This window comes from Microbacterium sp. (genome assembly GCF_047971895.1).
GTDB lineage: Bacteria > Actinomycetota > Actinomycetes > Actinomycetales > Microbacteriaceae > Microbacterium.
This window is the reverse complement of the sequence record NZ_JBKEAF010000131.1, coordinates 1-22,212: the sequence shown is the minus strand read 5'-3', so window position 1 is coordinate 22,212 and position 22,212 is coordinate 1. Positions and strand designations below refer to the sequence as shown.

The 22,212-nt window shown below is 69.3% G+C and carries 21 protein-coding genes; 9 read left to right on the top strand and 12 right to left on the bottom strand.

Annotation, left to right across the window (positions count from 1 at the left end):
* Positions 1 to 52 precede the first annotated feature (52 nt).
* Positions 53 to 430: a potassium transporter Trk gene (locus ACK5IN_RS10180; protein ID WP_416896074.1), complete on the top strand. Its 378-nt coding sequence runs from the start codon at positions 53 to 55 to the stop codon at positions 428 to 430.
* A 116-nt stretch (positions 431 to 546) separates the two neighbouring features.
* Here ACK5IN_RS10180 and ACK5IN_RS10175 read toward each other — a convergent pair whose 3' ends face one another.
* Positions 547 to 1,155 (bottom strand): zinc-binding alcohol dehydrogenase, encoded by a 609-nt coding sequence (locus tag ACK5IN_RS10175; RefSeq protein WP_416896073.1) that lies wholly within the window; start codon positions 1,153 to 1,155, stop codon positions 547 to 549.
* Positions 1,156 to 1,297: 142 nt separating this feature from the next.
* Here ACK5IN_RS10175 and purM point away from each other — a divergent pair, with 142 nt between their 5' ends.
* Both purM and purF read left to right on the top strand, forming a co-directional pair.
* Entirely contained in the window at positions 1,298 to 2,386 is a 1,089-nt protein-coding gene (gene purM, locus ACK5IN_RS10170; protein ID WP_416896082.1) for a phosphoribosylformylglycinamidine cyclo-ligase, read from the top strand.
* 16 nt (positions 2,387 to 2,402) lie between these two features.
* On the top strand, positions 2,403 to 3,887 hold the full coding sequence (gene purF, locus ACK5IN_RS10165; RefSeq protein WP_416896072.1) for an amidophosphoribosyltransferase: 1,485 nt from the start codon (positions 2,403 to 2,405) through the stop codon (positions 3,885 to 3,887).
* Positions 3,888 to 3,932: 45 nt separating this feature from the next.
* On the opposite strand, the gene ACK5IN_RS10160 is transcribed toward purF, so the two are convergent.
* A complete protein-coding gene (locus ACK5IN_RS10160; RefSeq protein WP_416896071.1) occupies positions 3,933 to 5,129 on the bottom strand; it encodes an acyl-CoA dehydrogenase family protein in 1,197 nt (398 codons plus the stop codon).
* A gap of 119 nt (positions 5,130 to 5,248) precedes the next feature.
* Here ACK5IN_RS10160 and ACK5IN_RS10155 point away from each other — a divergent pair, with 119 nt between their 5' ends.
* Positions 5,249 to 6,475: a CynX/NimT family MFS transporter gene (locus ACK5IN_RS10155; RefSeq protein WP_416896070.1), complete on the top strand. Its 1,227-nt coding sequence runs from the start codon at positions 5,249 to 5,251 to the stop codon at positions 6,473 to 6,475.
* Positions 6,476 to 6,492: 17 nt separating this feature from the next.
* On the opposite strand, the gene ACK5IN_RS10150 is transcribed toward ACK5IN_RS10155, so the two are convergent.
* Positions 6,493 to 6,660 (bottom strand): DUF3073 domain-containing protein, encoded by a 168-nt coding sequence (locus tag ACK5IN_RS10150; protein WP_416896069.1) that lies wholly within the window; start codon positions 6,658 to 6,660, stop codon positions 6,493 to 6,495.
* Positions 6,661 to 6,808: 148 nt separating this feature from the next.
* Here ACK5IN_RS10150 and ACK5IN_RS10145 point away from each other — a divergent pair, with 148 nt between their 5' ends.
* Complete coding sequence (locus ACK5IN_RS10145; RefSeq protein WP_416896068.1) at positions 6,809 to 7,369, top strand: universal stress protein; 561 nt, start codon at positions 6,809 to 6,811, stop codon at positions 7,367 to 7,369.
* Here the strand turns inward: ACK5IN_RS10145 and ACK5IN_RS10140 are convergent, their stop codons facing one another.
* Positions 7,370 to 7,978 carry a PadR family transcriptional regulator gene (locus ACK5IN_RS10140; protein WP_416896067.1) on the bottom strand — a complete coding sequence of 203 codons (609 nt, stop codon included), beginning with the start codon at positions 7,976 to 7,978 and terminating at the stop codon, positions 7,370 to 7,372.
* Positions 7,978 to 8,838, bottom strand: coding sequence for a DUF4097 family beta strand repeat-containing protein (locus ACK5IN_RS10135; protein ID WP_416896066.1), 861 nt, complete (start codon positions 8,836 to 8,838; stop codon positions 7,978 to 7,980). The genes ACK5IN_RS10140 and ACK5IN_RS10135 overlap by 1 nt, the downstream gene beginning before the upstream one ends.
* Before the next feature lie 196 nt (positions 8,839 to 9,034).
* On the opposite strand from ACK5IN_RS10135, the gene ACK5IN_RS10130 reads away from it, so the two are divergent.
* Together ACK5IN_RS10130 and ACK5IN_RS10125 are read left to right on the top strand one after the other, a co-directional pair.
* A complete protein-coding gene (locus tag ACK5IN_RS10130; protein ID WP_416896065.1) occupies positions 9,035 to 9,604 on the top strand; it encodes a TetR/AcrR family transcriptional regulator in 570 nt (189 codons plus the stop codon).
* Positions 9,605 to 9,612: 8 nt separating this feature from the next.
* Positions 9,613 to 12,807: an efflux RND transporter permease subunit gene (locus ACK5IN_RS10125; protein WP_416896064.1), complete on the top strand. Its 3,195-nt coding sequence runs from the start codon at positions 9,613 to 9,615 to the stop codon at positions 12,805 to 12,807.
* 34 nt (positions 12,808 to 12,841) lie between these two features.
* On the opposite strand, the gene ACK5IN_RS10120 is transcribed toward ACK5IN_RS10125, so the two are convergent.
* A complete protein-coding gene (locus tag ACK5IN_RS10120) occupies positions 12,842 to 13,765 on the bottom strand; it encodes an aldose 1-epimerase family protein (RefSeq protein ID WP_416896063.1) in 924 nt (307 codons plus the stop codon).
* 259 nt (positions 13,766 to 14,024) lie between these two features.
* Here ACK5IN_RS10120 and ACK5IN_RS10115 point away from each other — a divergent pair, with 259 nt between their 5' ends.
* Positions 14,025 to 15,959: a DEAD/DEAH box helicase gene (locus ACK5IN_RS10115; RefSeq protein ID WP_416896062.1), complete on the top strand. Its 1,935-nt coding sequence runs from the start codon at positions 14,025 to 14,027 to the stop codon at positions 15,957 to 15,959.
* On the opposite strand, the gene ACK5IN_RS10110 is transcribed toward ACK5IN_RS10115, so the two are convergent.
* The gene (locus ACK5IN_RS10110) at positions 15,950 to 16,072 is read right to left on the bottom strand and encodes a hypothetical protein (protein WP_416896081.1); all 123 of its coding nucleotides are present in this window, start codon (positions 16,070 to 16,072) and stop codon (positions 15,950 to 15,952) included. The genes ACK5IN_RS10115 and ACK5IN_RS10110 overlap by 10 nt on opposite strands.
* 248 nt (positions 16,073 to 16,320) lie before the next feature.
* Between ACK5IN_RS10110 and ACK5IN_RS10105 the strand changes: the two genes are divergently transcribed.
* Positions 16,321 to 16,749 carry a nuclear transport factor 2 family protein gene (locus tag ACK5IN_RS10105; protein ID WP_416896061.1) on the top strand — a complete coding sequence of 143 codons (429 nt, stop codon included), beginning with the start codon at positions 16,321 to 16,323 and terminating at the stop codon, positions 16,747 to 16,749.
* A gap of 45 nt (positions 16,750 to 16,794) precedes the next feature.
* Here ACK5IN_RS10105 and ACK5IN_RS10100 read toward each other — a convergent pair whose 3' ends face one another.
* The 5 genes from ACK5IN_RS10100 to ACK5IN_RS10080 all read right to left on the bottom strand — a co-directional run.
* The gene (locus ACK5IN_RS10100) at positions 16,795 to 17,721 is read right to left on the bottom strand and encodes a LysR family transcriptional regulator (RefSeq protein WP_416896060.1); all 927 of its coding nucleotides are present in this window, start codon (positions 17,719 to 17,721) and stop codon (positions 16,795 to 16,797) included.
* A 23-nt stretch (positions 17,722 to 17,744) separates the two neighbouring features.
* Complete coding sequence (locus tag ACK5IN_RS10095) at positions 17,745 to 18,761, bottom strand: ABC transporter permease (RefSeq protein ID WP_416896059.1); 1,017 nt, start codon at positions 18,759 to 18,761, stop codon at positions 17,745 to 17,747.
* The gene (locus ACK5IN_RS10090; protein WP_416896058.1) at positions 18,758 to 20,365 is read right to left on the bottom strand and encodes a sugar ABC transporter ATP-binding protein; all 1,608 of its coding nucleotides are present in this window, start codon (positions 20,363 to 20,365) and stop codon (positions 18,758 to 18,760) included. The genes ACK5IN_RS10095 and ACK5IN_RS10090 overlap by 4 nt, the downstream gene beginning before the upstream one ends.
* A complete protein-coding gene (locus tag ACK5IN_RS10085; protein ID WP_416896057.1) occupies positions 20,362 to 21,513 on the bottom strand; it encodes a sugar ABC transporter substrate-binding protein in 1,152 nt (383 codons plus the stop codon). The genes ACK5IN_RS10090 and ACK5IN_RS10085 overlap by 4 nt, the downstream gene beginning before the upstream one ends.
* A gap of 167 nt (positions 21,514 to 21,680) precedes the next feature.
* A partial coding sequence (locus ACK5IN_RS10080; protein WP_416896056.1) for an SDR family NAD(P)-dependent oxidoreductase occupies positions 21,681 to 22,212 on the bottom strand: 532 nt, incomplete at its 5' end.

Sequence of the window (22,212 nt, the reverse complement as noted above, 5' to 3'; positions counted from 1 at the left end):
CGCGCAGGCTCCGCGTGGGGCGTCCTTCCTCTGGCAGTGCGACAATGGAGGCATGGCCGACACGGCGCAGCCCCCTCAGCACATCGATGCCCAGGCATCCACCCCTCCGGCACACCGCGAGGTCGTCAGCGACCGCGTCGAGACGGTGGCCGTACGGCGTTCGCCGAAGTACGGGGTGTTCCTCGCCCTCGGCGCCGCGCTCGGCGTGCTGGCCGCGATGATCCTCACCTTCGCGTTCGACGGCAACGACTTCGCCGCCGACAACGGGGCCGTGTACACCGATGGGCAGGTGTTCGGCTTCCTCGCCCTCGTGGGCATCGCCGTCGGGCTGATCGTCGGCGGGGTCGTCGCGATCATCCTCGATCGTGTGGTCGGCCGCCGCACGAAACAGGTCGAGGTCGCCCACGAGACGGTGGAGACGGTCGACTGAAGAGCTCTGCGTGAATCACGCCGACATACACGCGCGATTCGCGGATGAGAGCGCGGGAAGGTTCCGTCGCGCGGACGAGTGGGTGCGGGCTGATCGCCGAGGGCTTCCGCTGAGCGCTACGCGAGCTCGGCGATGATCGGGTGGATCGCCGTGTCGAACGCGACGACGTCGCCGCGCAGGCCGTCGGTGACCGCGACCGTCAGCGAGCCGATCCACCACACTCCGCGCTGCGCGAGCGGTAGCACCTGCACGTTCAGCTCGAACGAGTGCGCCCGCCGGCCCACCTGGCGTTCGTGCTCGGCGATCGCGCTGGCGTAGGCGCGGTACGAGACACCGGGGCGCGCCGCGGCATCCTGCGCATACCGGTCGCTCATCGTCTTCGAGTACTCGACCGCCTCGGCGCCGAACGGCGCGACCGCCGCACGCAGCGCGTCGGCGCCTTCGAGCGGCAGCGCCACGAGCGTGCCGAAGCCGTCGACGAGCCCGAGCGGCACCTCGGACGGATGCGCCTGCGGCTCGACGGTCATCGCCCAGTACTCCCGCCACTCGCGCTCCAACTGCGCTTGGGCGCTCTCCTCGCGGACGGTCTCGCACGGGGGTATCCCCCTCAGGGGCGGAAGCTCGTCGGGGGAGCGGATGCCGAGCACGTGGCGCAGGTACAGCGCGAGGATCACGGGCTGCGCCGCATCCTCTCGAATCACCCACTCCGGTGTGCCGCCGACCATGCCCCACAGTGTATTCGCGTGCCGATCCGGGTGCGCGGGCGCCACTAGGCTGGATGCCGTGGCCCACACTCCGTCCGAGGCGCGCAATCCGTACGCACGAGCCGGCGTCGATACCGCCGCCGGCGACCTCGCCGTCGAGCTCATGAAGTCAGCCGTGCGGCGCACGCACGGACCCGAGGTGCAGGGTGGCGTCGGCGGATTCGCCGGGCTCTTCGACGCCTCGGCCTTGCAGGGTCTCGCCCGGCCGCTGCTGGCGACCAGCACCGACGGCGTGGGTACCAAGGTCGCCATCGCGCAGGCCATCGACAAGCACGACACGGTCGGCCTCGACCTGGTCGGCATGGTCGTCGACGACATCGTCGTCGTGGGGGCGAAGCCGCTGTTCATGACCGACTACATCGCGTGCGGAAAGGTCGTTCCCGAGCGGATCGCCGACCTCGTGCGCGGCATCGCCGCGGGCTGCGAGCAGACCGGCACGGCGCTCGTCGGCGGCGAGACCGCCGAGCATCCCGGCCTGCTCGGACCGAACGACTACGACCTCGCCGGAGCGGCCACGGGTGTCATCGATGCCGCCGACGTGCTCGGTGCCGAGCGCGTGCGCCCCGGGGACGCGGTGCTCGCGCTCGCCTCGAGCGGGCTGCATGCGAACGGCTACTCGCTGGTGCGGCACATCGTGTCGGGCGCGGGCATCCACTACGGCGACACCGCCGCCGACTTCGGGGTCACGTGGGGCGAGGCGCTGCTCGAGCCGACACGGCTGTACACGAAGGAACTTCTGGGGTTGCTGAAGCCCTCGACGAGCTCGGGACCCCTCGACAGGCTCGGGGCGCGGGCGCCGCTCGGAGGGCAACCGAACAGCGGGGTGCATGCGCTCAGCCACGTCACGGGGGGCGGCATCGCCGCCAACCTCGCACGCGTGTTGCCGCAGGGCACCTGGGTCGAGGTCGACCGGTCGACGTGGTCGCCGCCGCCCGTGTTCCGCGTGCTCGCCGCTGCCGGCGACCTCGCGCTCACCGACACCGAGGGCACGTGGAACCTCGGCATCGGGTTCCTCGCGGTGGTGGCCGCGGAGGCCGCGGAGGCCGCGGCATCCACTCTCTCCGCCGCCGGCATCGCCACCTGGCGGGTCGGCACCGTCCACGATGGGCCCCTGCCCGGCGGCGACTTCGAACAGGGTGCGAAGGGCGTCGACGGCGGCGCCGTGCGCCTGGTCGGCACCTACGCGGACTAGAGAGCGGCAAGAATCCATGTGCGGCATCGTCGGAATGGTCGGGGACGGCCCCGTCAACCAGGAGATCTACGACGCGCTGCTGCTGCTGCAGCACCGCGGTCAGGACTCGACGGGTATCGCGACCGCCGAGCCCGACGGAGTGTTCCATCTCTTCAAGGCGAAGGGGCAGGTGCGCGAGGCGTACCGCACGCGCGATATGCGCGCTCTGCTCGGCAACGTCGGGCTCGGGCACGTGCGCTACGCGACCCAGGGCGTCGCCGCGCGCGAGGAGGAGGCCCAGCCGTTCTACGTGAACGCGCCGTACGGGATCGTGCTCGTGCACAACGGCAACCTCACCAACACGCGCGAGCTCACGGGCGAGCTGTTCCACAAGGATCGCCGGCACCTCAACACGAACTCCGACACCGAGCTGCTGGTGAACGTGCTGGCCAACGAGCTGCAGGCATCCATCTCGGGTCTTCAGCTCGACCCCGACCAGGTCTTCGAGGCGGTCACGCGCGTGCACCGTCGCGTCGAGGGCTCGTACGCGGCGGTCGCCATCATCGCGGGATACGGGCTGCTGGCGTTCCGCGACCCGTTCGGGATCCGCCCGCTGATCCTGGGCGCGCGCCCCTCGACGGGCTCGGGCGGCGGCTCGACGGGTGGAGCCTACGAGTGGGTCGTCGCCAGCGAATCGCTCGTGCTCGAGAACGCCGGCTTCGAGGTCGTGCGGGATGTCGAACCCGGCGAGGCGGTGTTCATCACCGTCGATGGGCAGCTGCACACCCGCCAGTGCGTGACCGATCCGAAGCTCGCGCCGTGCTCGTTCGAGTACGTGTACCTCGCCCGGCCCGACTCGGTCATGAACGGCATCGCCGTCTACGAGGCGCGGCTGCGCATGGGCGAGCGGCTGGCCGACACGATCGCGAAGCACACACCGCCCGGGTCGATCGACGTCGTCATGCCGATCCCCGACTCGGCGCGGCCTCAGGCGATGGAGGTTGCCCGCAAGCTCGGCATCGAGTACCGCGAGGGCTTCTACAAGAACCGCTACGTCGGTCGCACGTTCATCATGCCGGGGCAGGCCGTGCGCAAGAAGAGCGTGCGGCAGAAGCTCAACGCGATGTCGAGCGAGTTCCAGGGCAAGAACGTGCTGCTCATCGACGACTCGATCGTGCGGGGCACGACATCGAAGCAGATCATTCAGATGGCACGGGATGCCGGGGCCCTCTCGGTCACGTTCGCGTCTGCCGCGCCGCCTGTGCGGTACCCGCACGTGTACGGCATCAACATGCCCTCGCGCGACGAGCTGATCGCCCACGGGCGCACGATCCCCGAGATCGCGGAGGAGCTCGGCGCCGACCGGCTCGTGTACCAGGAGATCGACGATCTCAAGGCGGCGATCCTCGAAGGCGCCCCCGACGTGGAAGACCTCGACATGAGCTGCTTCGATGGACGCTACATCACCGGGACGGTCAGCGACGAGTACCTCGCATGGGTCGATGAGACCATCGCGAGCTGACGCCGGGCCGAACCGCGGGGCAGGCGTGCGCGCGGGTGCGGCGACTCAGCGAAACGCGGCCTCGCCGGTGAGCAGCTGGCCGAGCACGAGCGTGTGCATCTCGACCGTGCCCTCGTAGGTCAGCACCGACTCGAGATTGTTCATGTGCCGGATCACGGGGTACTCGAGCGAGATGCCGTTGGCGCCGAGGATCGTGCGGGCGGTGCGGCAGATCTCGAGGGCCTCGCGCACGTTGTTGAGCTTGCCGATCGAGACCTGCTCGGGGCGCAGCGTCCCGGCATCCTTGCGGCGGCCCAGGTGCAGGGCGAGCAGATAGCCCTTGATGTACTCGAGCGACATGTCGGCGAGCTTCTGCTGCGTGAGCTGGAATCCGCCGATGGGTCGGCCGAACTGCACGCGGTCCTTTGCGTAGGCGCGGGCCGTCTCCAGGCTCGAGCGGGCGGCGCCGAGCGAGCCCCAGACGATGCCGAAGCGGGCCTCGTTGAGGCACGACAGCGGGCCCTTCACACCGCGCGCCTCGGGCAGCATGGCCGAACCCGGCAGTCGCACGCCGTCGAGCACCAGCTCGCCGGTCGCCGACGCTCGCAGCGAGAGCTTGTGGTGGATCTCGGGGGCCGAGAACCCGGGGGCATCCGTCGGCACGACGAACCCGCGGATGCCCTCGTCGGTGCCCGCCCAGACGATCGCGACGTCGGCGTACGGCGCGTTGGAGATCCACATCTTGCGACCGTCGAGCACCCAGTCCTCGCCGTCGCGTCGGGCACGGGTCGTCATCGCCGCGGGGTCGGAGCCGACATCGGGCTCGGTGAGGCCGAAGCATCCGATCGCCTCTCCCGCGGCCATGCGCGGAAGCCACTCCTGCTTCTGCTCCTCGGAGCCCCATCGCCAGATCGCGAACATCGCCAGCGACCCCGGTACCGACACGAGCGAGCGCAGCCCGGAGTCGGTGGCCTCGATCTCGAGGCAGGCGAGCCCGTACTGGGTCGCGGTCATGCCCGCGCAACCGTAGCCCTCCAGGTGCATGCCGAGCACGCCGAGCGATCCGAGATCGCGAGTGAGCTCGCGGATGTTCGGGATGCCGCCCTGCTCGAACCACTCCGCGATGTGCGGCTCGGCGATGGCGTCGAGAGTCTGCCGCACAGCGCCACGGATCTCCTTCTCGTCGTCGCTGAGCAGACTGTCGAGCGATGCCGGGTCGGCCGGGTCGGGGGAGGGCAGGGTCATCGGGTCGAGGTGGTTCATGATGCTTCCTTCTCTTGCAGCCAGCGACGCACGGCGGCGCGGTGTTCATCCCGGCGGGCACGCGCCGAATCAGAGGAGTTCTGCACGGCAACTCGCACCGGCACACCTAGGCTTGCCGGGTGACCCCGGCACCGCAACCCCTCTGGCGCGGCCGCACGGCCGCTGTCTTCGGTCTGGTGCTGTTGGCGTTCACACTCCGGTCGTCCGTGGCATCCCTGTCCCCGGTGCTGTCCCGGGTCGAGGGCGACTTCGCCGTGCCGATCTGGGTCGTCGGCATCATCGGTAGCGTACCGCCGGTGTGCTTCGCGACTTTCGGGCTGCTCACCCCCGCGCTCGAGCGGCGCTTCGGGCTGGAACGGCTCGCACTGGTCGTGCTGGTGGTGGCGACGGGAGGGATGCTGGTACGTGCCCTTGCACCGGATGCCACGCTGCTTCTGGTGTCGACGGCGCTCATCTTCGCCGCCTGCGGGGTGGGCAACGTGCTGCTTCCGCCGTTCGTGAAGGCCTACTTCCCCGACCGGATGTTCCTCATGACGAGCATCTACTCGACGGTGCTGGCACTGGCGGTGTTCGTGCCCGCCATCGTCGCCGTGCCGGTCGCCGACGCGGGGGGCTGGCGGCTCTCGCTCGGCGTGTGGGTGGGGACCGCCGTGGTCGGCCTGGTTCCGTGGGTCGGGCTGGCCGTCGGCGCTCGCCGTGCGGCCGACGTGCGTATCGCCACCCCGGATGCCTCGGTGATGGCGCGCATGGTGCGCATCCCTTTGGCGTGGGCGCTCGCGCTCGCGTTCGGGTCGTCTTCTGCCGCCGTGTACACGATGGCGATGTGGTTGCCGCAGCTGCTCGCCGAAAGCGCCGGGCTCGACGAGGCCGCGGCCGGAGCCCTGCTGGCCGTGTTCGGTGCCATGGGCCTGCCACTCGGTGTGCTCGTGCCGCTGCTGGTGCGGCGGCTGCACCGGATCGGGCCGCTGTTCGTGTGGGCGGTCGCGGCGGGGTCGATCGGCGTGCTGGGGCTCATCTTCGTGCCGACGCTCGCGCCGTGGCTGTGGGTGTGCCTCTTCGGCATCGGCCTGCCGACGCTCTTCCCGCTCGTGCTCGTGCTCATCGGTGTGCGCACGCAGACGCACGAGACGGCTGTCGCGCTGAGCGGGTTCGCGCAGTCGGCCGGCTATGCCGTGGCAGCAGCGGCGCCGTTCGCCTTCGGGCTGCTGCACGAGGTCACCGGAAGCTGGGCCGCACCCCTGTGGATGTTCGCGGTGATCACGGTGCTCATCGCCCCGGTCGGGGTCGTCGCGTCACGCCGTCGCACGATCGAACAGGAGTGGGAGCGCCGTCACGGCGCGTGGTGACGGCCCGGCGGTGCCGGTCAGGCCTTCTCGTCCTCGTACTCGTCGGCCCACTTGTCGACGTAGAGGTCTTCGTCGTTCGGGTTGCCCAACTCGCGCTCCAGCGAGTCGAAGTTGACACGGTGGGTGTCGTACTTCAGCTCACGAGCGATCTTCGTGTGCTTTGCCTTCTGACGGCCACGCCCCATGCGTAACCCCCTCATGAGTTTGAGCTGCGGGAATTCAGTGTTCCCGTGCATTCACCAGTTCGGCTCGTCGGCCGGTAAGAGTAGCATTCAGAATAGCACGGGGCCCTGCACCGGCGGTCGGCCTCGGCGGGTGAGGAAAGGGCGCGCGATGACCGACGAGGCACGATACGACGGTCCGACCGGTGAATCGGATGCCGCGGCCGATCTCGACGATGCGGGGTTCCGCGGTGCCGTGGTTGCTGCGATCGTGCCGGGCCAGTCTCCGCGTGTGCTGCACGAGGCCGCGCGGTATGCGGGCCTGCTGCAGACCCGGCTGGTGGTCGTCAACGTCGACGTCACGCGCTTCGTCACCTACGAGGACCCGGACGGCTACGTGCACTCGGCACCGATCGACCTGAACGTGACCCCCGGCCTCGATGACCTCGAGACCGTGCGGGGCGAGGCATCCACCGTTCTCGACGGCAAGGCCGTGGAGTGGACGGTGCAGCAGCTCGTCGGCGACCCCGCGCTTGCCGTCAAGCACCTCGCCGATCGAATCGACGCGAAGCTGATCGTGGTCGGCACGCGCAAGAGGGGGATCGGCGAGTCGATTCGCGAGTTCTTCACCGGATCGGTCGCCGCCCGCCTCGCGCACCGACAGCACCGGCCGATCCTCGTCGTGCCGCTGGGAGACCCGGCGGGCGACGACGAGGACCTGTGGCCGGAGTGATCACCCGTTCAGTGCGCGCGTGACGTTGCGGGCCGCCTCGTCGAGCGATCTGGCGAGGTCGCCGACGGTGGATGCCGCCAGCTCACCGCCGCGCGCGACGTGCGAGCGCAGATCGCTGCGCACGCGTGCGCGGAACTCGTTGATCGCCGCGTCGGCGGCGTGCAGCTGTTCGCGGCTGCGCGCGCGGGCGTCGTCGGCCGGGGCCGTCGTGCGGGCGTCGGCTCGCTCGTCGCGTGCGGCGGCGGCCAGGTCGGCGCGCAGGCTCTTCATCGCCTCGCGTACGCTGCCGCGCACCTCGTCGGCGATGAGCCGCACCGAGTCGGCGAGGTCGGCCTCGATGCCCTCGAGGTCACCCGCGCGTGAGGCGACTTCGGCGCGGCCGGCCGCCGTGATCTCGTAGACGGTCTTGCGGCCGTCGACGGTCTTGGTGACCAGGCCTTCTTCTTCGAGCTTCGCCAGTCGCGGGTAGATGGTGCCGGCGCTCGGGGTGTAGGTGCCGCCGGTGCGGTCGGAGAGCGCCTGCATGATGTCGTAGCCGTGCCGCGGACCCTCGTCGAGGAGGCTCAGCAGGTACAGGCGCAGGTCGCCGTGCGAGAAGACGGGGGTCATCACCACTCCTGCCCTTCTTCGTCGGCGGCCATCGTGGGCTTGCCGGCCGGGTTGCGCAGCACGGTGATGTCGCCCGAGACCGAGTGGGCGCGCACATCGGCGAAGGCACCGCTGAGCTCGCCGGTCGACCCCGAGTAGTTGGTGGTGGGGCCGGTGCCCTGGCCCGAGCGCACGACGCCGTCGATCTGCACCCGGCCGCTCACGCTGCGGATGACGTAGTTCGCGGGCAGCCCCTCGTCGAGGCGCACGGTCGCGTTGCCGCTGACGGAGTTGAGGCCGACCTCGTGCACGTCGCCCGCCGAGTCGATGAGCACCGCACCCGAGACCGTGTCGACGGTGGCCTTCGGGATCGAACCGGTCGCAGCGAAGTCGCCCGAGACGGTGTTCGCATCGATGCTGCCGACGAGCTCGCGGATCTGCACGTCGCCCGACACCGCATTGACGGCGAGGTCGCCGGTGAGTCCGTCGACGATGAGGTCGCCCGAGACGGTGTTGAGCTTCGCGTCGGTCTGCATCCCCGAGACGAGGGTGCTGGCGCTGACGACGCCGAGGGTGAGGGCGACGTCGCGTGGCACGGCCACGCTGATCTCGGCCTTCGGGCCGCCCGCGCCGAAGTTGCGGAACACCTCGAGGAAGTTGTCCCAGCGCAGCTGCGGGTGGTCGATCTCGACCGCGTCGCCGGTGACCTCGATGCGCAGGTCCTTGACGGTGACACCGTGCACTTCGATGCGTGCACCGGGTTCGTCGTGGGCGATGACGTCGACCTGGCCGCCGACGAGGCCGATCTTGAGGCTGCGCACGGTCTCGATGTCGATGACGCGCGTCTCGCCCGGGTGGATGAGCCACTTCTCCAGGGTCATGGGGGTCTCCTTGTGTATGCTCGCGATATATCGCGTAATCCCACCGTAACACGATATATCGCGATCCTGTCCTAGTTGCTCGCGGTGGGCATCTCCGCCGAGTCTGCGAGTCGACAGCTCTTGCAGCCGTGAACTCTCAGCGCGCACTCAGGTACACGCCTGTACAAACGTACATGTACGTTCGTCCAGGAGAACCATGTCCGTTGCCGCGCGCCGCAAACGCGACCCCGAGGGGCGCCGTCAGGCGATCGTCGTCGCTGCCGCTGAGCTCGTCACCGAGGTCGGCGTCGAGGCGATCACGCACCGTCTGGTCGCCGCCCGCGCCGACGTTCCCCTCGGTGCCACCACCCAGTACTTCGACACCCTCGACGACCTGCGCGACGCGGCCCTGCAGCTGCTCGTTGCGCACGTCGACCAGCAGATGACCGCGACGCGCGAGACCCTCGCGGTGCAGGGTGCGACAGCGCAGTCTGTGGCAACCCTCATCCACGCCGCCCTCGTCGACGCGACATCGATGAAGGCCGATCGGGCCGTCGTCACCGCCGCCGTTCACGACCCGCGTCTGCGGGCCATGGCCCGGCGCTGGTCGGGGCAGATCATCGATATGCTGACACCGGCCCACGGCATCGAGCGCGCCACCGCTGCGGCGGTGTTCATCGATGGGCTGCTCTGGCATAAACAGCTGAACGACGAGCCGGTGCCCCTGCACATCATCGAGACCGCCCTCGCCGGCATCTTCGGCGAAACCCGAACCCCCGCAGACTGAGAGCCCCCGTGTCGAAACTCGCCGTCCTGAGCCTGAAGAACCGCGCGCTGATCGCCCTCGTGACGATCATCGCCGCCGTCTTCGGCGGGCTCGCCCTCACCAACCTCAAGCAGGAGCTCATCCCCTCGATCGAGTTCCCGCAGCTCTCGGTCGTCACGACCTACCCGGGTGCATCGCCCGATGTCGTCAACAACGACGTGTCGACACCCATCGAGACGGCGATCCAGGGCGTCCCCGGGCTCGAGTCGACGACGGCGACGAGCACAACGAACGCGTCGATCATCCAGGCATCCTTCGCCTACGGCACGAACCTCGCCACCGCCGAGCAGAAGATCCTGCAGTCGATCAACCGCATCAAGAGCCAGCTGCCCGAATCGGTCGAACCCAACGTCATCTCGTTCTCGATCGACGACCTGCCCGTCATCGCGCTCGCCGTCACCGGCTACGACGACGCCGACACGATCCAGGACCGCCTCGAGACCGCCGTCGTCCCCGAACTCGAAGACGTCGACGGTGTCGCTGCGGCGCAGATCCTCGGCGGCCAGGGCCAGCGCGTGGTCATCGTGCCCGACCAGGCCGCACTCGCCACCGCCGGGTACACCCAGGCGGCCATCACCGACGCCCTCGACCAGAACGGCGTGCTGTTCCCCGGAGGCACGGTCACCGAGGGAGACCAGACCCTTACCGTGCAGACCGGTGCGAAGCTCACGTCGGTCGATGAGATCGCGCAGCTGCCGCTGGTGCCGACGGATGCCGCGCAGTTCGCGGCGGGAACGATCACCGTCGCCGACGTCGCCTCCGTCTCGCTCGGCGCCGACCCGGTCACCTCGATCTCGCGCGTCAACGGCGAGCCGGCGCTCACCATCTCGATCACGAAGCTGCCGGCGGCCAACACCGTCGACGTGTCGAGGACCGTCACGGCGCTGCTGCCCGACCTGCAGGACGCGGTCGGCGCATCCGCCGAGTTCACGATCGTGTTCGATCAGGCGCCCTACATCCAGCAGTCGATCGAGGCGCTCGCACAAGAGGGTCTGCTCGGCCTCGCCTTCGCCGTGCTCGTGATCCTCGTCTTCCTGCTGTCGGTGCGCTCGACCTTGGTGACGGCGATCTCGATCCCCACGAGCGTGCTGGTCACGTTCATCGGGATCCAGGCGTTCGGGTACTCGCTGAACATCCTCACCCTGGGCGCGCTGACGATCGCCATCGGCCGTGTCGTCGACGACTCCATCGTCGTCATCGAGAACATCAAACGCCATTACGTCGGCGCCGCCGACAAGATGAGATCGATCGTGCTCGGCGTGCGTGAGGTGGCGGCGGCCATCACGGCATCCACCATCACCACCGTCGCGGTCTTCCTGCCCATCGCCTTCGTCGGCGACATGACCGGTGAGCTGTTCCGGCCGTTCGCGCTGACCGTCACGATCGCCATGACGGCGTCGCTGCTGGTCGCGCTCACGATCGTGCCGGTGCTCGCCTACTGGTTCCTGCGTCCGGGCAAGCCGCTGCTCGACGCCGACGGCAACGAGATCGACCCCGAAGACCCGGCCGCCCCGCCGTCGCGCCTGCAGAAGGTCTACCTGCCGATCCTCACCTGGACGCTCAAGCACTCGTGGGTCACGCTGCTGCTCGCGGTGCTCGTGCTCGGCGGCACCCTCGCGGCCGCACCGTTCATGAAGACCAACTTCCTCGGCGATTCTGGCCAGAACACCTTCACCGTCACGCAGAAGCTCGGCCAGGCCGCGAGCCTCGGCGCCGAGGACGTCGCCGCTGCGAAGGTCGAGGACGTGCTGCTCTCGGTCGACGGCATCGACACCGTGCAGACTTCGGTCGGCTCGACCGGCTCGGCACTGCTCGACGCGTTCGCCGGCGGCGGGGCGGGCATCACCTTCTCGATCACCACGGACTCGAGCGCCGACCAGGACCGCGTGCGCACCGATGTGCAGGACGCCCTCGCCGACCTCGACGACGTCGGCACCGTGACCGTGTCGACCGCACAGGGCGGGTTCGGCTCGAGCGACATCGCCGTCGAGGTCACCGCCCCCGACGCCGACACGCTGCGCGAGGCGACTGACCAGGTCGTCGCCGCACTCGACGGAAAGGACGGTATCGGCCAGGTCAGCTCGAACCTGTCGGACGCCCTGCCCTACGCCGCCGTGACCGTCGACCGCGACAAGGCCGCCTCGCTCGGCCTGTCGGAGGTGGCCGTCGGAGCCCTCGTCTCGAACACGATGCAGCCGCGCCAGGTCGGCACCGTCGAGCTCGACGGCACCGGCGTAACCATCTACCTGCAGCGCGACGAGGTACCGCAGACGATCGACGAGCTCAAGGGGCTCGAGATCTCCTCAGCCGCAGGACTCATCCGCCTCGACGAGGTGGCGACCGTCGCGGAGAGTGAGGGACCGACCTCGATCACGACCCAGCGCGGTCAGCGCACCGCCACCGTCACGGTCACCCCGGCCACCGACGACCTGACCGCGGCCTCGGCCACTGTCACCGCGGCGCTCGCAGACGTCGACCTGCCTACGGGTGCCGACGCCGCGCTCGGCGGCGTGCTGTCGCAGCAGACCGACGCGTTCGCACAGCTGGGCCTCGCGATGCTCGCGGCGATTCTGATCGTCTACGTCGTGATGGTGGCGACGTTCAAGTCGCTGCGCCAGCCGCTGCTACTCCTCGTGTCGGTGCCGTTCGCGGCGACCGGCGCCATCCTGCTGCAGATCGCGACGGGCGTGCCGCTCGGCGTCGCCTCGCTCATCGGCGTGCTCATGCTCATCGGCATCGTCGTGACGAACGCCATCGTGCTCGTCGACCTCGTGAACCAGTACCGCGAGAAGGGGCTGTCGGCGCGTGATGCGACGATCGCCGGCGGCTCGAGACGTCTGCGGCCGATTCTCATGACGGCGCTCGCCACGATCTTCGCGCTCACCCCGATGGCACTCGGCATCACCGGGCATGGTGGTTTCATCTCGCAGCCGCTCGCGATCGTCGTGATCGGCGGCCTCATCTCGTCGACGGTGCTGACGCTGGTCGTGCTGCCCACGCTCTACAACCTGGTCGAAGGGGCCAAGGAGCGCCGGGTCGCGAGGCGGAACGGGCAAGGGGATGCCGCCGAGCCCGTGCTCGCGGGCGGCATCGACGGGGTGCCGAGCCTGCCGCCGGTGCAGCAGGTCCCACAGTCGCGCCGCTCGCGGCGCAACGCCGACTGACTCGCGTGCCGCTCGCGGTGCGCCGCCGAGGGGCCTATCGCGTCTCGAGGGCGATGCCCCAGTCGAGTCGCCACGATTCGCCGGGGGCGAGCCACCGCACGCCGATGCCGGAGTTGAAGGCATCGGCCGGTGCGGTCATCGGCTCGATCGCGACGGCGCGCGGCTGCCCCGGGTAGCTCGTCGTGGTGAACACCTGCACCACGTCGAACCCCGGCCCCGCCCACAGCACGGCACGACGCCCGTCGGGCGCGGCGAGCGTGCACCGGCTGCGACCGTCGGGGTCGCGGGCGATGCCCGTCCACGCGTCATCGAGGTCGAGATCGGCGAGCCGCCGACCCGCGCGCAGATCGTAGTGCGTGCCATCGACGGGCACCGGTGCGCCCGGCAGCATCCGCTCGTCGAGGGGGAAGCGCTCGGATGCGGGCACCGTGAGCACGAGGTCGTCCGGGTCGGCGTTGCCGATCGTGACGAAGGGATGCGTCCCGAGTGCGACGGGCGCAGCATCCACCGCTCTGTTGACGACCTCGTGCGTCACCTGTACGCCGTCGCCGGTGAGTGCGTAACGCACCGACGTGTCGATGCGGAACGGGTAGCCCGGCTGCGGGAAGACGGTCGCCGACAACTCGACGGCGTCGTCGGCGTGCATCGTCGCGTCGTACGCGGTGTAGCGCAGCAGTCCGTGGATCGCGTTGCCGCGCGCCGGCTCGGTCACAGCCAGCCGCTGCGGCTCACCGTCATGCAGCCACACACCGTCGCGGACACGGTTCGGCCACGGCACGAGCACCACCCCCGATGCCGACGGCGGGCGCACGCCGAGCGGATACGGCGGCACCACATCGACCCCGCCGACGGTCAGCCCGCGCAGTGCCGCCCCCACCTGCGCGATATGCGCCGTGACTGCGTCCCGGCGCAGGCGATGCTGGATGCCGGTGGGCTCGGCGGGGTGCGGATCGGTCACCCCGCCACGCTAGCGGCCCCCGCCGCGGGTACTTCACAGGTGCGCCCGCTAGAGTGGTGGGGTCGGCTCTGGACGCCGCGTTCGCGTGGATGGGTTTGTGAGTCCAAGGGGCCGATGGTGGGAGCGAATCCGCTCCGACGACCATCACTGTGAATGGCCCCCGGCCGACGGACTGTCCGGGTTGCTCCCTGCCGTGGCATGCGTTGCCGCGCGGATCGGAGTGCTGTTCTCGCGCGAGACAATCCAGAAGGACACCACCATGCCCAAGAACAAGAAGCCGGCCGGAGGCCGTGCCCAGAGTTTCGAGCCGCGCTACGGCAAGAAGGGCTCCTACCAGGACCGCAAGCGCCGCCCCGGCGAGGCGTCCGCGGGTAAGCCGGGCAGCAAGAGCCCGGGCCACCGCGGGTATCGTCCGGCGGAGTCGGATGCCGCGCCCAAGCGCCGCTGGACGTCGCAGGAGAAGGCGGGACGGGATGCCGCGCGCGGCATCCGCTCGCACGGTCGCGACGGCGGTTACCGCGACGGGCGCCGCGAGCCCCGCTTCTCTGACGAGCGTGGCGATCGGCGTGGTGCAACAACGCAGGCTGGGCGGGGCGATTCGCCGCGTCGGGGCGGACATCGCCCGGATCAGCCTGCGTACGTGCAGGGTCGCCGCGGGGACGACCGCCCCCGTCGCTCGTACGACGACCGCCCCCGCCGTGACGATGCGCGTCCGGCGCGCACCTACGACGACCGGCCCCGCCGTTCTTATGACGACCGGCACGGTGCAACAACGCAGGCTGGATGGGGCGACTCGCCGCGTCGGGGCGGATACCGTCCGGATCAGCCTGCATCAGTGCAGGGTCGGCGGGACGACCGGCCCCGGCGGGACGACCGGCCCCGGCGCGACGACCGGCCCAGGCGCGACGACCGGCCCAGGCGGGACGACTGGACCCGTATGACGACGTCGAAGGCGCACCAGGCGCACGTCGACGTCGTGCACGAGAAACTGCAGGCCGAGGCCGTGCAGGCCGAGGAGGTCGCCGATGTGACGTTCGCGAGCCTGGGGCTCGGCGACAACATCGTCCGCACACTGGCCGACCTGGGCGCCCCGACGCCCTTCCCGATCCAGGCGGCCACGATCGCGCCGATCCTCGAAGGACGCGACGTGCTGGCGCGCGGCCGCACCGGCTCGGGCAAGACCATCGCGTTCGGCGCCCCGCTCGTGGAATCCATCCTGCGCTCGCAGGCCGGGCAGCGCCGCGAGTTCGGCCGGGCGCCGAAGGCGCTCATCCTCGCCCCCACGCGCGAGCTGGCACTGCAGATCGACCGCACCATCCAGCCGATCGCCCGCAGCGTCGGCCTGTTCACCACACAGGTCTACGGCGGTGTGCCGCAGGCTCGTCAGGTCGGTGCGCTGAAGAAGGGCGTCGACATCGTCATCGGCACCCCCGGCCGCATCGAAGACCTGCAGGAGCAGGGCAAGCTCGACCTCTCACAGGTGCGCATCGTCGTCCTCGACGAGGCCGACCACATGTCGGAGCTCGGGTTCCTCGAGCCGATGCAGCGCATCCTGCGCCTGGTTGCCGATGGAGCGCAGAAGCTGCTCTTCTCGGCCACGCTCGACCGCGAGGTCGCGGCCCTCGTCGACGAGTTCCTCGTGGATCCTGCCGTGTACGAGGTCGCCGGCGAAGACCAGGACTCGGGCACCATCGACCACCGCGTGCTCGTCATCGACCACCGCGACAAGGCCGAGATCCTGACGAGCCTCGTCGATCGTGAGGGAAAGACCCTCGTGTTCTCGCGCACGCGCGCCTACGCCGAGATGCTCGCCGAGCAGTTCGAAGACGCCGGTATCCGCGCAGTCGCCCTGCACGGCGATCTCAACCAGGCCAAGCGCACCCGCAACCTCGAGCGGCTCACCTCTGGACGGGTCAACGTGCTGGTGGCGACGGATGTCGCGGCCCGCGGCATCCACGTCGATGACATCGACCTCGTGATCCAGGCGGACGCGCCCGACGAGTTCAAGACGTACCTGCACCGTTCCGGCCGCACCGGACGTGCGGGACGGTCGGGCACCGTCGTGTCGCTCATCCCGCGTCAGCGCCGCCGCCGCATGACCGAGCTGCTCGGCCGCGCCGAGATCGATGCGCCGTTCGAAGAGGCACGCCCCGGCGACGCCCTGATCGAGGCGCTTCGCCAGGCTCAGCAATAGAGCACGGGCGACCGGGTCAGCGTGCGAGAGGGCTCATCGTCTTCAACGATCGCGACAAGGAACACACCGATGCCGACAGCGATCAGCCATGGGCTGATCGCCAGGCCCATGATGCCAAGGCCTGCGGCGCACGCGAGAGTGATCGGCCACCATGGCCAGGGGCTGTGCTCGCCATCTCGGGGTCGCCGTCATCGATCACCGTCCAAGCCCGGGAGTACCGCGGCATCCACCGTTCCAAGCTTCTGAGCCTGCCAACACATGCGTCAAGTAGAACGAAGCTGCGATTCTGTGTCACGTGCGATAGATGGTATTTCGCACCTGATATTCCGTTCTGTGGGTCGGCGGGCGTACCGTCGCGAGCATGGACGAGACCCACTTCCGCGACTACATCCGCCGCTTCAATGAGGAAGACGACACGACCTTCGACGACTATCTGGCCGCCGACGTGCACGTGAAGAACGGCACGCTCGAGTTCACCGGCATCGACGGCATGAAGCACCACTATCGTGAGCTTATCTGGCCCGACTACGTCGAGAGGCTGACGGTTCCGCGCTTCGTCTCCGACGAGGGGCGGGCGGCGATCCAGATGAACACGCTGTTCACCGCGCGCCACGACGCCGACGAGTCGCTGTTCGGCCCGGTCAAGAAGGGTGAGACGTTCGAGTTCGACGGCGTCATCATGTACGAGATCGATAAGAACGACAGGTTCAGCGACATCCTCGTCGCGTACAACTCGTTCGTGCACACCGACACCGCGGGCAACAGCCGCGACCTCGGCATCCCGCACTGATCCCTCGACGGGCTCAGGAACCGCGTGCGGTGGCCGCGGGTGCGGCTACGCTTCGTCGCCGAATTCGACGAGCTCGGAGGCGCGGCGCAGCTGTTGCACCAGCCACTGCAGTGCGCGGTCGTCGGATTTCGATGGATGCCAGTGAGCCGCCTCGACGAGCACGCTCGGCACGATCGGGGTCTTGGCGATCATGAGTCCGAGCGAGTCCGCATAGCGGTTCGCTGTGCGTTCGGGCACCCAGCCGACCCAGGGCGTCCCCGCGAGCACGAACGGCACGGCCATGAAGCCCGGGACGGCCACGGCTCCACGCGGGACGATGTCGGCCGCGTGGAGCATGTCGTCGACACGCGTCGTCACGCGCGGCCCGAAATTCGAGCGCACGTGATGCAGGCGCTGCAGTGCGTCGAGTGACAGCGTGCCGTCGTCGAGCGCCGGGTTGGCGGCATCCACCAGGCACACGAACTGGTCCGAGAACAGCGACGCCCGCTTGCCGGGAACCCCGCGCCCCGTCCCGGCGATGCTGACGTCGCAGCGCAGCAGGTCGATGGGTGAGAGGTTCTCGTCGGCCGGCAGCGGCACGAACTCGACCCGCGTGTGGGCTGCTTCGTCGCGCAGCACCGCGAGCAGCGGGCTCGCCAGCTCGGCGAGCACATAGTCCGATGCCGAGACGATGAACGTGCGCGTGCTCGTCGCCGGGTCGAACTCGGGCAGCACCTCGAATGTACGGCGCACGGCGGCCATGCACTCCAGCACTTCGGGGATGAGGGCCTCAGCGCGCGGCGTGAGGACGAACCGGCTCCCCGCGCGCTCGAGCAGCGGATCGTTGAACATCTCGCGCAATCGGCTCAGCGCCCCGCTCACCGCGGGCTGCGTCATGCCGATGTGCTCACCGGCGCGGGTCAGGTTGCGCTCGGCGAGCAGCGCATCGAGCACCACTACGAGATTCAGGTCGAGCTTGCGGACATCGGTCACGGCCCCATCCTATGGAGCCCCGTTCAGCCGGTGCGCTTGGAGCGACCGAGGTACGTCGACAGGGCGACCGCAGCGAGCAGCGCCGCACCGTTGAACACGCTCGACGCCCACCCGCTGGCCCCCGACAGAGCCAGGCCGCTGACCGACACCGACACGAAGATCGCGCCGATGATCGTGCCCCACACGTTGAAGAAGCCGGGGCGGATGGCGGTGGCACCCAGGAACACGGCCGCCAACGCCGGGAACAAGAGCATCCCGCCGTCCGAGGCCGCGGCGCTGCCTACGCGTGAGAGCTGCATGACGCCGGCGAGCCCTGCGATGAAGCCCGCGACGATGAAGCTCCACCAGATGTTCTTGCGGACGGGAAGGCCGACGAGTTTGGCCGCCGTGGCATTGGAGCCGATCGCGTACAGCGACCGCCCGAACGGCGTGTGCGCGAAGAAGTACCAGGCGATGAGGCCGATGAGCAACGTCACGAAGAAGACGAGGGGGATGCCGGCGAGGCGCGTCGACCCGAACGTGATGAGCGCCGGGTCGATGCCGCTGACCAGCGTTGCGCCGCCGGTGAACCACGACAGCAGACCCGCGATCAGCATCATCATGCCGAGGGTCGTGACGAACGGGTTCATGCCCAGCTTGGTGACGAAGAGGCCGTTGACGATGCCCACCAGCGTGCCCAGGCACAGCGAGATGACGATCGCCAGCCACAGCGGCAGGCCGAACACCGACATCATGCCGGCAGTCATGACCTGCGACATGACTGCCGTGGCGCCCAGCGAGAAGTCGAAGTAGCCGCACACCAACGGGAAGATCGCGGCGATCGCGATCAGCGCGATCACGGCATTGCTGCCGAGGATCACATTGAGGTTGTTCATCGTCGGGAACGATCGCGATGAGAGCGGGAAGAAGGAGAAGAACACGAAGACCAGGATCGTCAGCAGAGGCAGCGCGTAGTTCTCCAGCAGACGCAGTCCCGTCGGCGTGCGCTTCACCGCGATCGAGACCGTTTCGGTCGTCAGCGGGGTCTTGGTGTCGGTCATGAGGTTGCCTCCGTGGCGGCATCGGGAATCGTCTTCTCGCGAAGGACGAGACTGGTGAGGGCGTCGACGTCGAGCGTGCCGGCGGCGACCTCGTCCGAGATCTTGCCGCGGCTCAGCACGAGGGTCCGGTCGCACAGTGCGTGGATCTCGGCGAGGTCGCTCGAGGCGACGATGACCGCGCAGCCGTCGGCGGCGGCGCGGCGGATGCTGTCGTAGATGTCGGCACGACTCATGACGTCGACGCCCTGCGTGGGCTCGTCGAGCAGCAGCAGCCGGGGTGTGCGCTGCATCCAGCGCGCCAGCACGACCTTCTGCTGGTTGCCGCCCGACATCGACGAGTAGAGGGCGTCGGGGCCGGCGACCTTGACGCCGTATTCCGTGATCAGCTCGCGCGCGGCCGTGCGCTCGCGGCCGCGTGGCATGAAGCCGTTGGTCCAGTTCTCGTCGAGCGTGGCGAGGGCGATGTTCTCGGTGACGGTCTGGTCCATGAAGGATGCCTCGTTCACCCGATCCTCGGGGACCATCGCTACCCCGGCAGCCATCGCGTCGCCCACAGTGCGCGGTGCATAGGGCTTACCTTCGAGTGTCATCGCACCGCTGTCGGGGCTGTGCTCGCCGAAGAGTATCTTCAGCACGCTCGAACGGCCTGCGCCCACGAGGCCGGTGAGGCCGAGGATCTCGCCCCGGTGCACGGTGAGGTCGATGCCGCGGACAGGTCCGCCGCGCAGATCTTTGACTGTCAAGACGGGTGTCGTCTCGGCGTGACCGACATCGCCGGTGGGGCGCAGCGCGCGCACCGCCTTGCCGGCCATGATCTCGACGAGCTCGTCTTCCGTCGGTGACGCGTCGACGAGCTCGCCGACGACGCGGCCATCGCGGTAGACGGTGAAGTCGTCCGAGACGGCCAGGACCTCACGCAGACGGTGGCTGACGATGAGCACCGTCTGGCCGGCCTCGGCACGACGGTGCACACGCTCGAGCAGGAACTCGGACTCGGCTGCGGCGAGTCGCGCGGTCGGCTCGTCGAGAACGAGGATCAGCTCCTGGTCGGCATCCTGATCCTGCAGGGCGCGCGCGATCGCGACCATCGTCTGGTCTGATGGGCGCAGGGCGCCCACGGCCGTCGTCGGCGATGCGTCGAGCTCGTACTCGGCGAGCAGCCTGGTCACGTTCCGGCGCAGGCTGCGCCAGTCGATGCCCGGGCCGCGGCGCGGGTAGCCGGCGTCGAGTGCGAAGTTCTCCTCGATCGACAGGTCGAGGAACAGCCCGAGGTCTTGGTGCACGAACCGCAGACCGGCCTGCTGCGCGATCGCGGGTACATAGCCGTGCAAGTCGTAGGGCCGCCCGAAGATCCTGAGGTCGCCGGCATCGGCTTCATACACACCGGCGAGGATCTTGATCGCGGTGGACTTGCCCGAGCCGTTGCCGCCCAGCAGCGCGTGCACCGTGCCGGGGCGGATCGCCAGCGAGGCATCGTTCAACGCCCGGGTGCCGGCGAAGTCCTTGTCGAGGTGCCGGACCTCCAGGGCCAGATCGGAGGTCGACGTGCCGGAAGCGGCGGGGGTGGCCCCCACCGCTTCCGGGTTCGTCGTGGCGTCGGTCACTTGCCCCACGCCGTGAGGAACCTGGACTGCCAGTCGACCGTGCCGTCGAACGGCCCCGAGTCGGGCAGGTTGTGATCCTTGTCGACAACCATCGTCTGCTGGCCGATGTAGACCGGCTCCTGCCCGTTGCGGACGCGGATCGCCGTGTCGATCGAGCCCCAGGCCTCCCAGATCTGTGCCGAGCCGACCGTGGCGGTGATACCGGGCTGACCCGCGCGGATCATGTCGATGGCCGCCTCGGAACCGAAGTTGCCGATGACCGTCAGCTTGTCGGCCAGACCCGCCTGGTCGATCGCGGCGGCAAGGCCGCTCACGAGGTACGCGTCGGTCGGCACGATGAGCGCGTTGGCGTCCGGGTTGGCGAGCAGCGTGCTCGTCACCTTCTGGATGTACGAGCCGTCAGCGTTCTCGGGGTCGGAGACATCGACGACTTCGAGCACTTCGCCGCCGCCGAGCGTCTCGAGCTGGCCCGCGAACGCGTCGGTGATGAGCTGGCCCCACGGGTTCGAGGTCATGTTGATGACGACGGCCTTGGGGTCGCCGTTGGTCTTGCCGAAGACGTAGTCGGCCTGGAGTATGCCGAACGCGCCGAAGGTGCCGGTGGGCAGCGGCGGGTCGGGCAGCCACAGGCGCTCGGCGTCCCAGCCGGCAGGGTCGCAGTCGTCCTGACCGCCGCCGCCGACGATCGTGACGCCGGCGGCCTGGGCCTCGGCGAACGCGGCGGACGCGGCGGAGCAACTGATGCCGACCGGCACGAGCACGTCGGCCCCGCCCGCGACCGCCTGGCGGATCGCGGTGGCGAAGCCTTCGGGGCTCAGTTTGCCGTCGACGAGGTTGGCGTTCCAGCCAGCCGCTTCAGCGGCTTCCATCATGGCGGCCGCGGGGGCTGCGCACGTGGCGTTGGACTCGCCGCAGGACATGACGTAGAAGTTCAGTCCGGCTTCGGGCTCGGTCGACTCGAGGTTGTCGAGCGTGAGGCCGAAGCCCTCGTAGGCTTCGTCCAGGGCGGTCTGCGCCTCGGCGCTGATCTCGGCGGGCTCGGTCGGCTCGGTCGTGCCGCCGACGTCGTCGCCGGTTGTGCATGCGCTCACCGTGAGGGCGAGGGCGGCGATGCCTGCGGCAATCGCGAGTTTGCGTGTGATCTTCACTGACACTCCTGCTGTGTGTCGGGAGGCGGGTGCCTGGGCGTCCTTGCCTCGTGTCGGGCCTGGCGGCTTCGCCAGCAGTGTCATCACACCAGCGTACGGTGGATTGCGGAATCCCGTCCGGCTGATGCCAGTCATCGGGCGGCGTGATATCGCCAGCGTTCCCCGTGCTACAGGCGGCTCTCGCCGCCGTCGACGAGCAGGGTCTGGCCGGTCACGAACGCGGCGTCGGGTGAGGCGAGATACGCGACCGCACCTGCGATGTCATCGGCCTGCCCGGCACGTTTGATCGCCTGACGGCTCTGTACCAGGGCGAAGTGCTGCTCGGGGATGTTGCGGAGCGCGTTCTCGGTCGCGGTGAGCCCGGGGGCGACGGCGTTGACGGTGATGCCGTCAGGCCCGAGCTCGGTCGACAGACCCCGCACGAGCCCGGTCAGCGCGCCCTTGGTAGCGATGTAGTGGCTCATGCCCGGAGGCGGCGCGAAGTAGCTCGACGACGTGATCATGATGATGCGGCCTGAGGGCGCTGCGCGCAGGTCGGGCAGTGCCGCGCGCACGAGGTGGAACGCACCGTCGACGTTGACGCGGAAGCTGCGACTCCAGTCGGCCGGGTCGAGGGTGTCGAACGGCGCCTGGTGCTGGAAGGCGGCGGCATGCACGACGACCGACATCGGGCCGAGCTCGTCGTGCACGCGATCGACT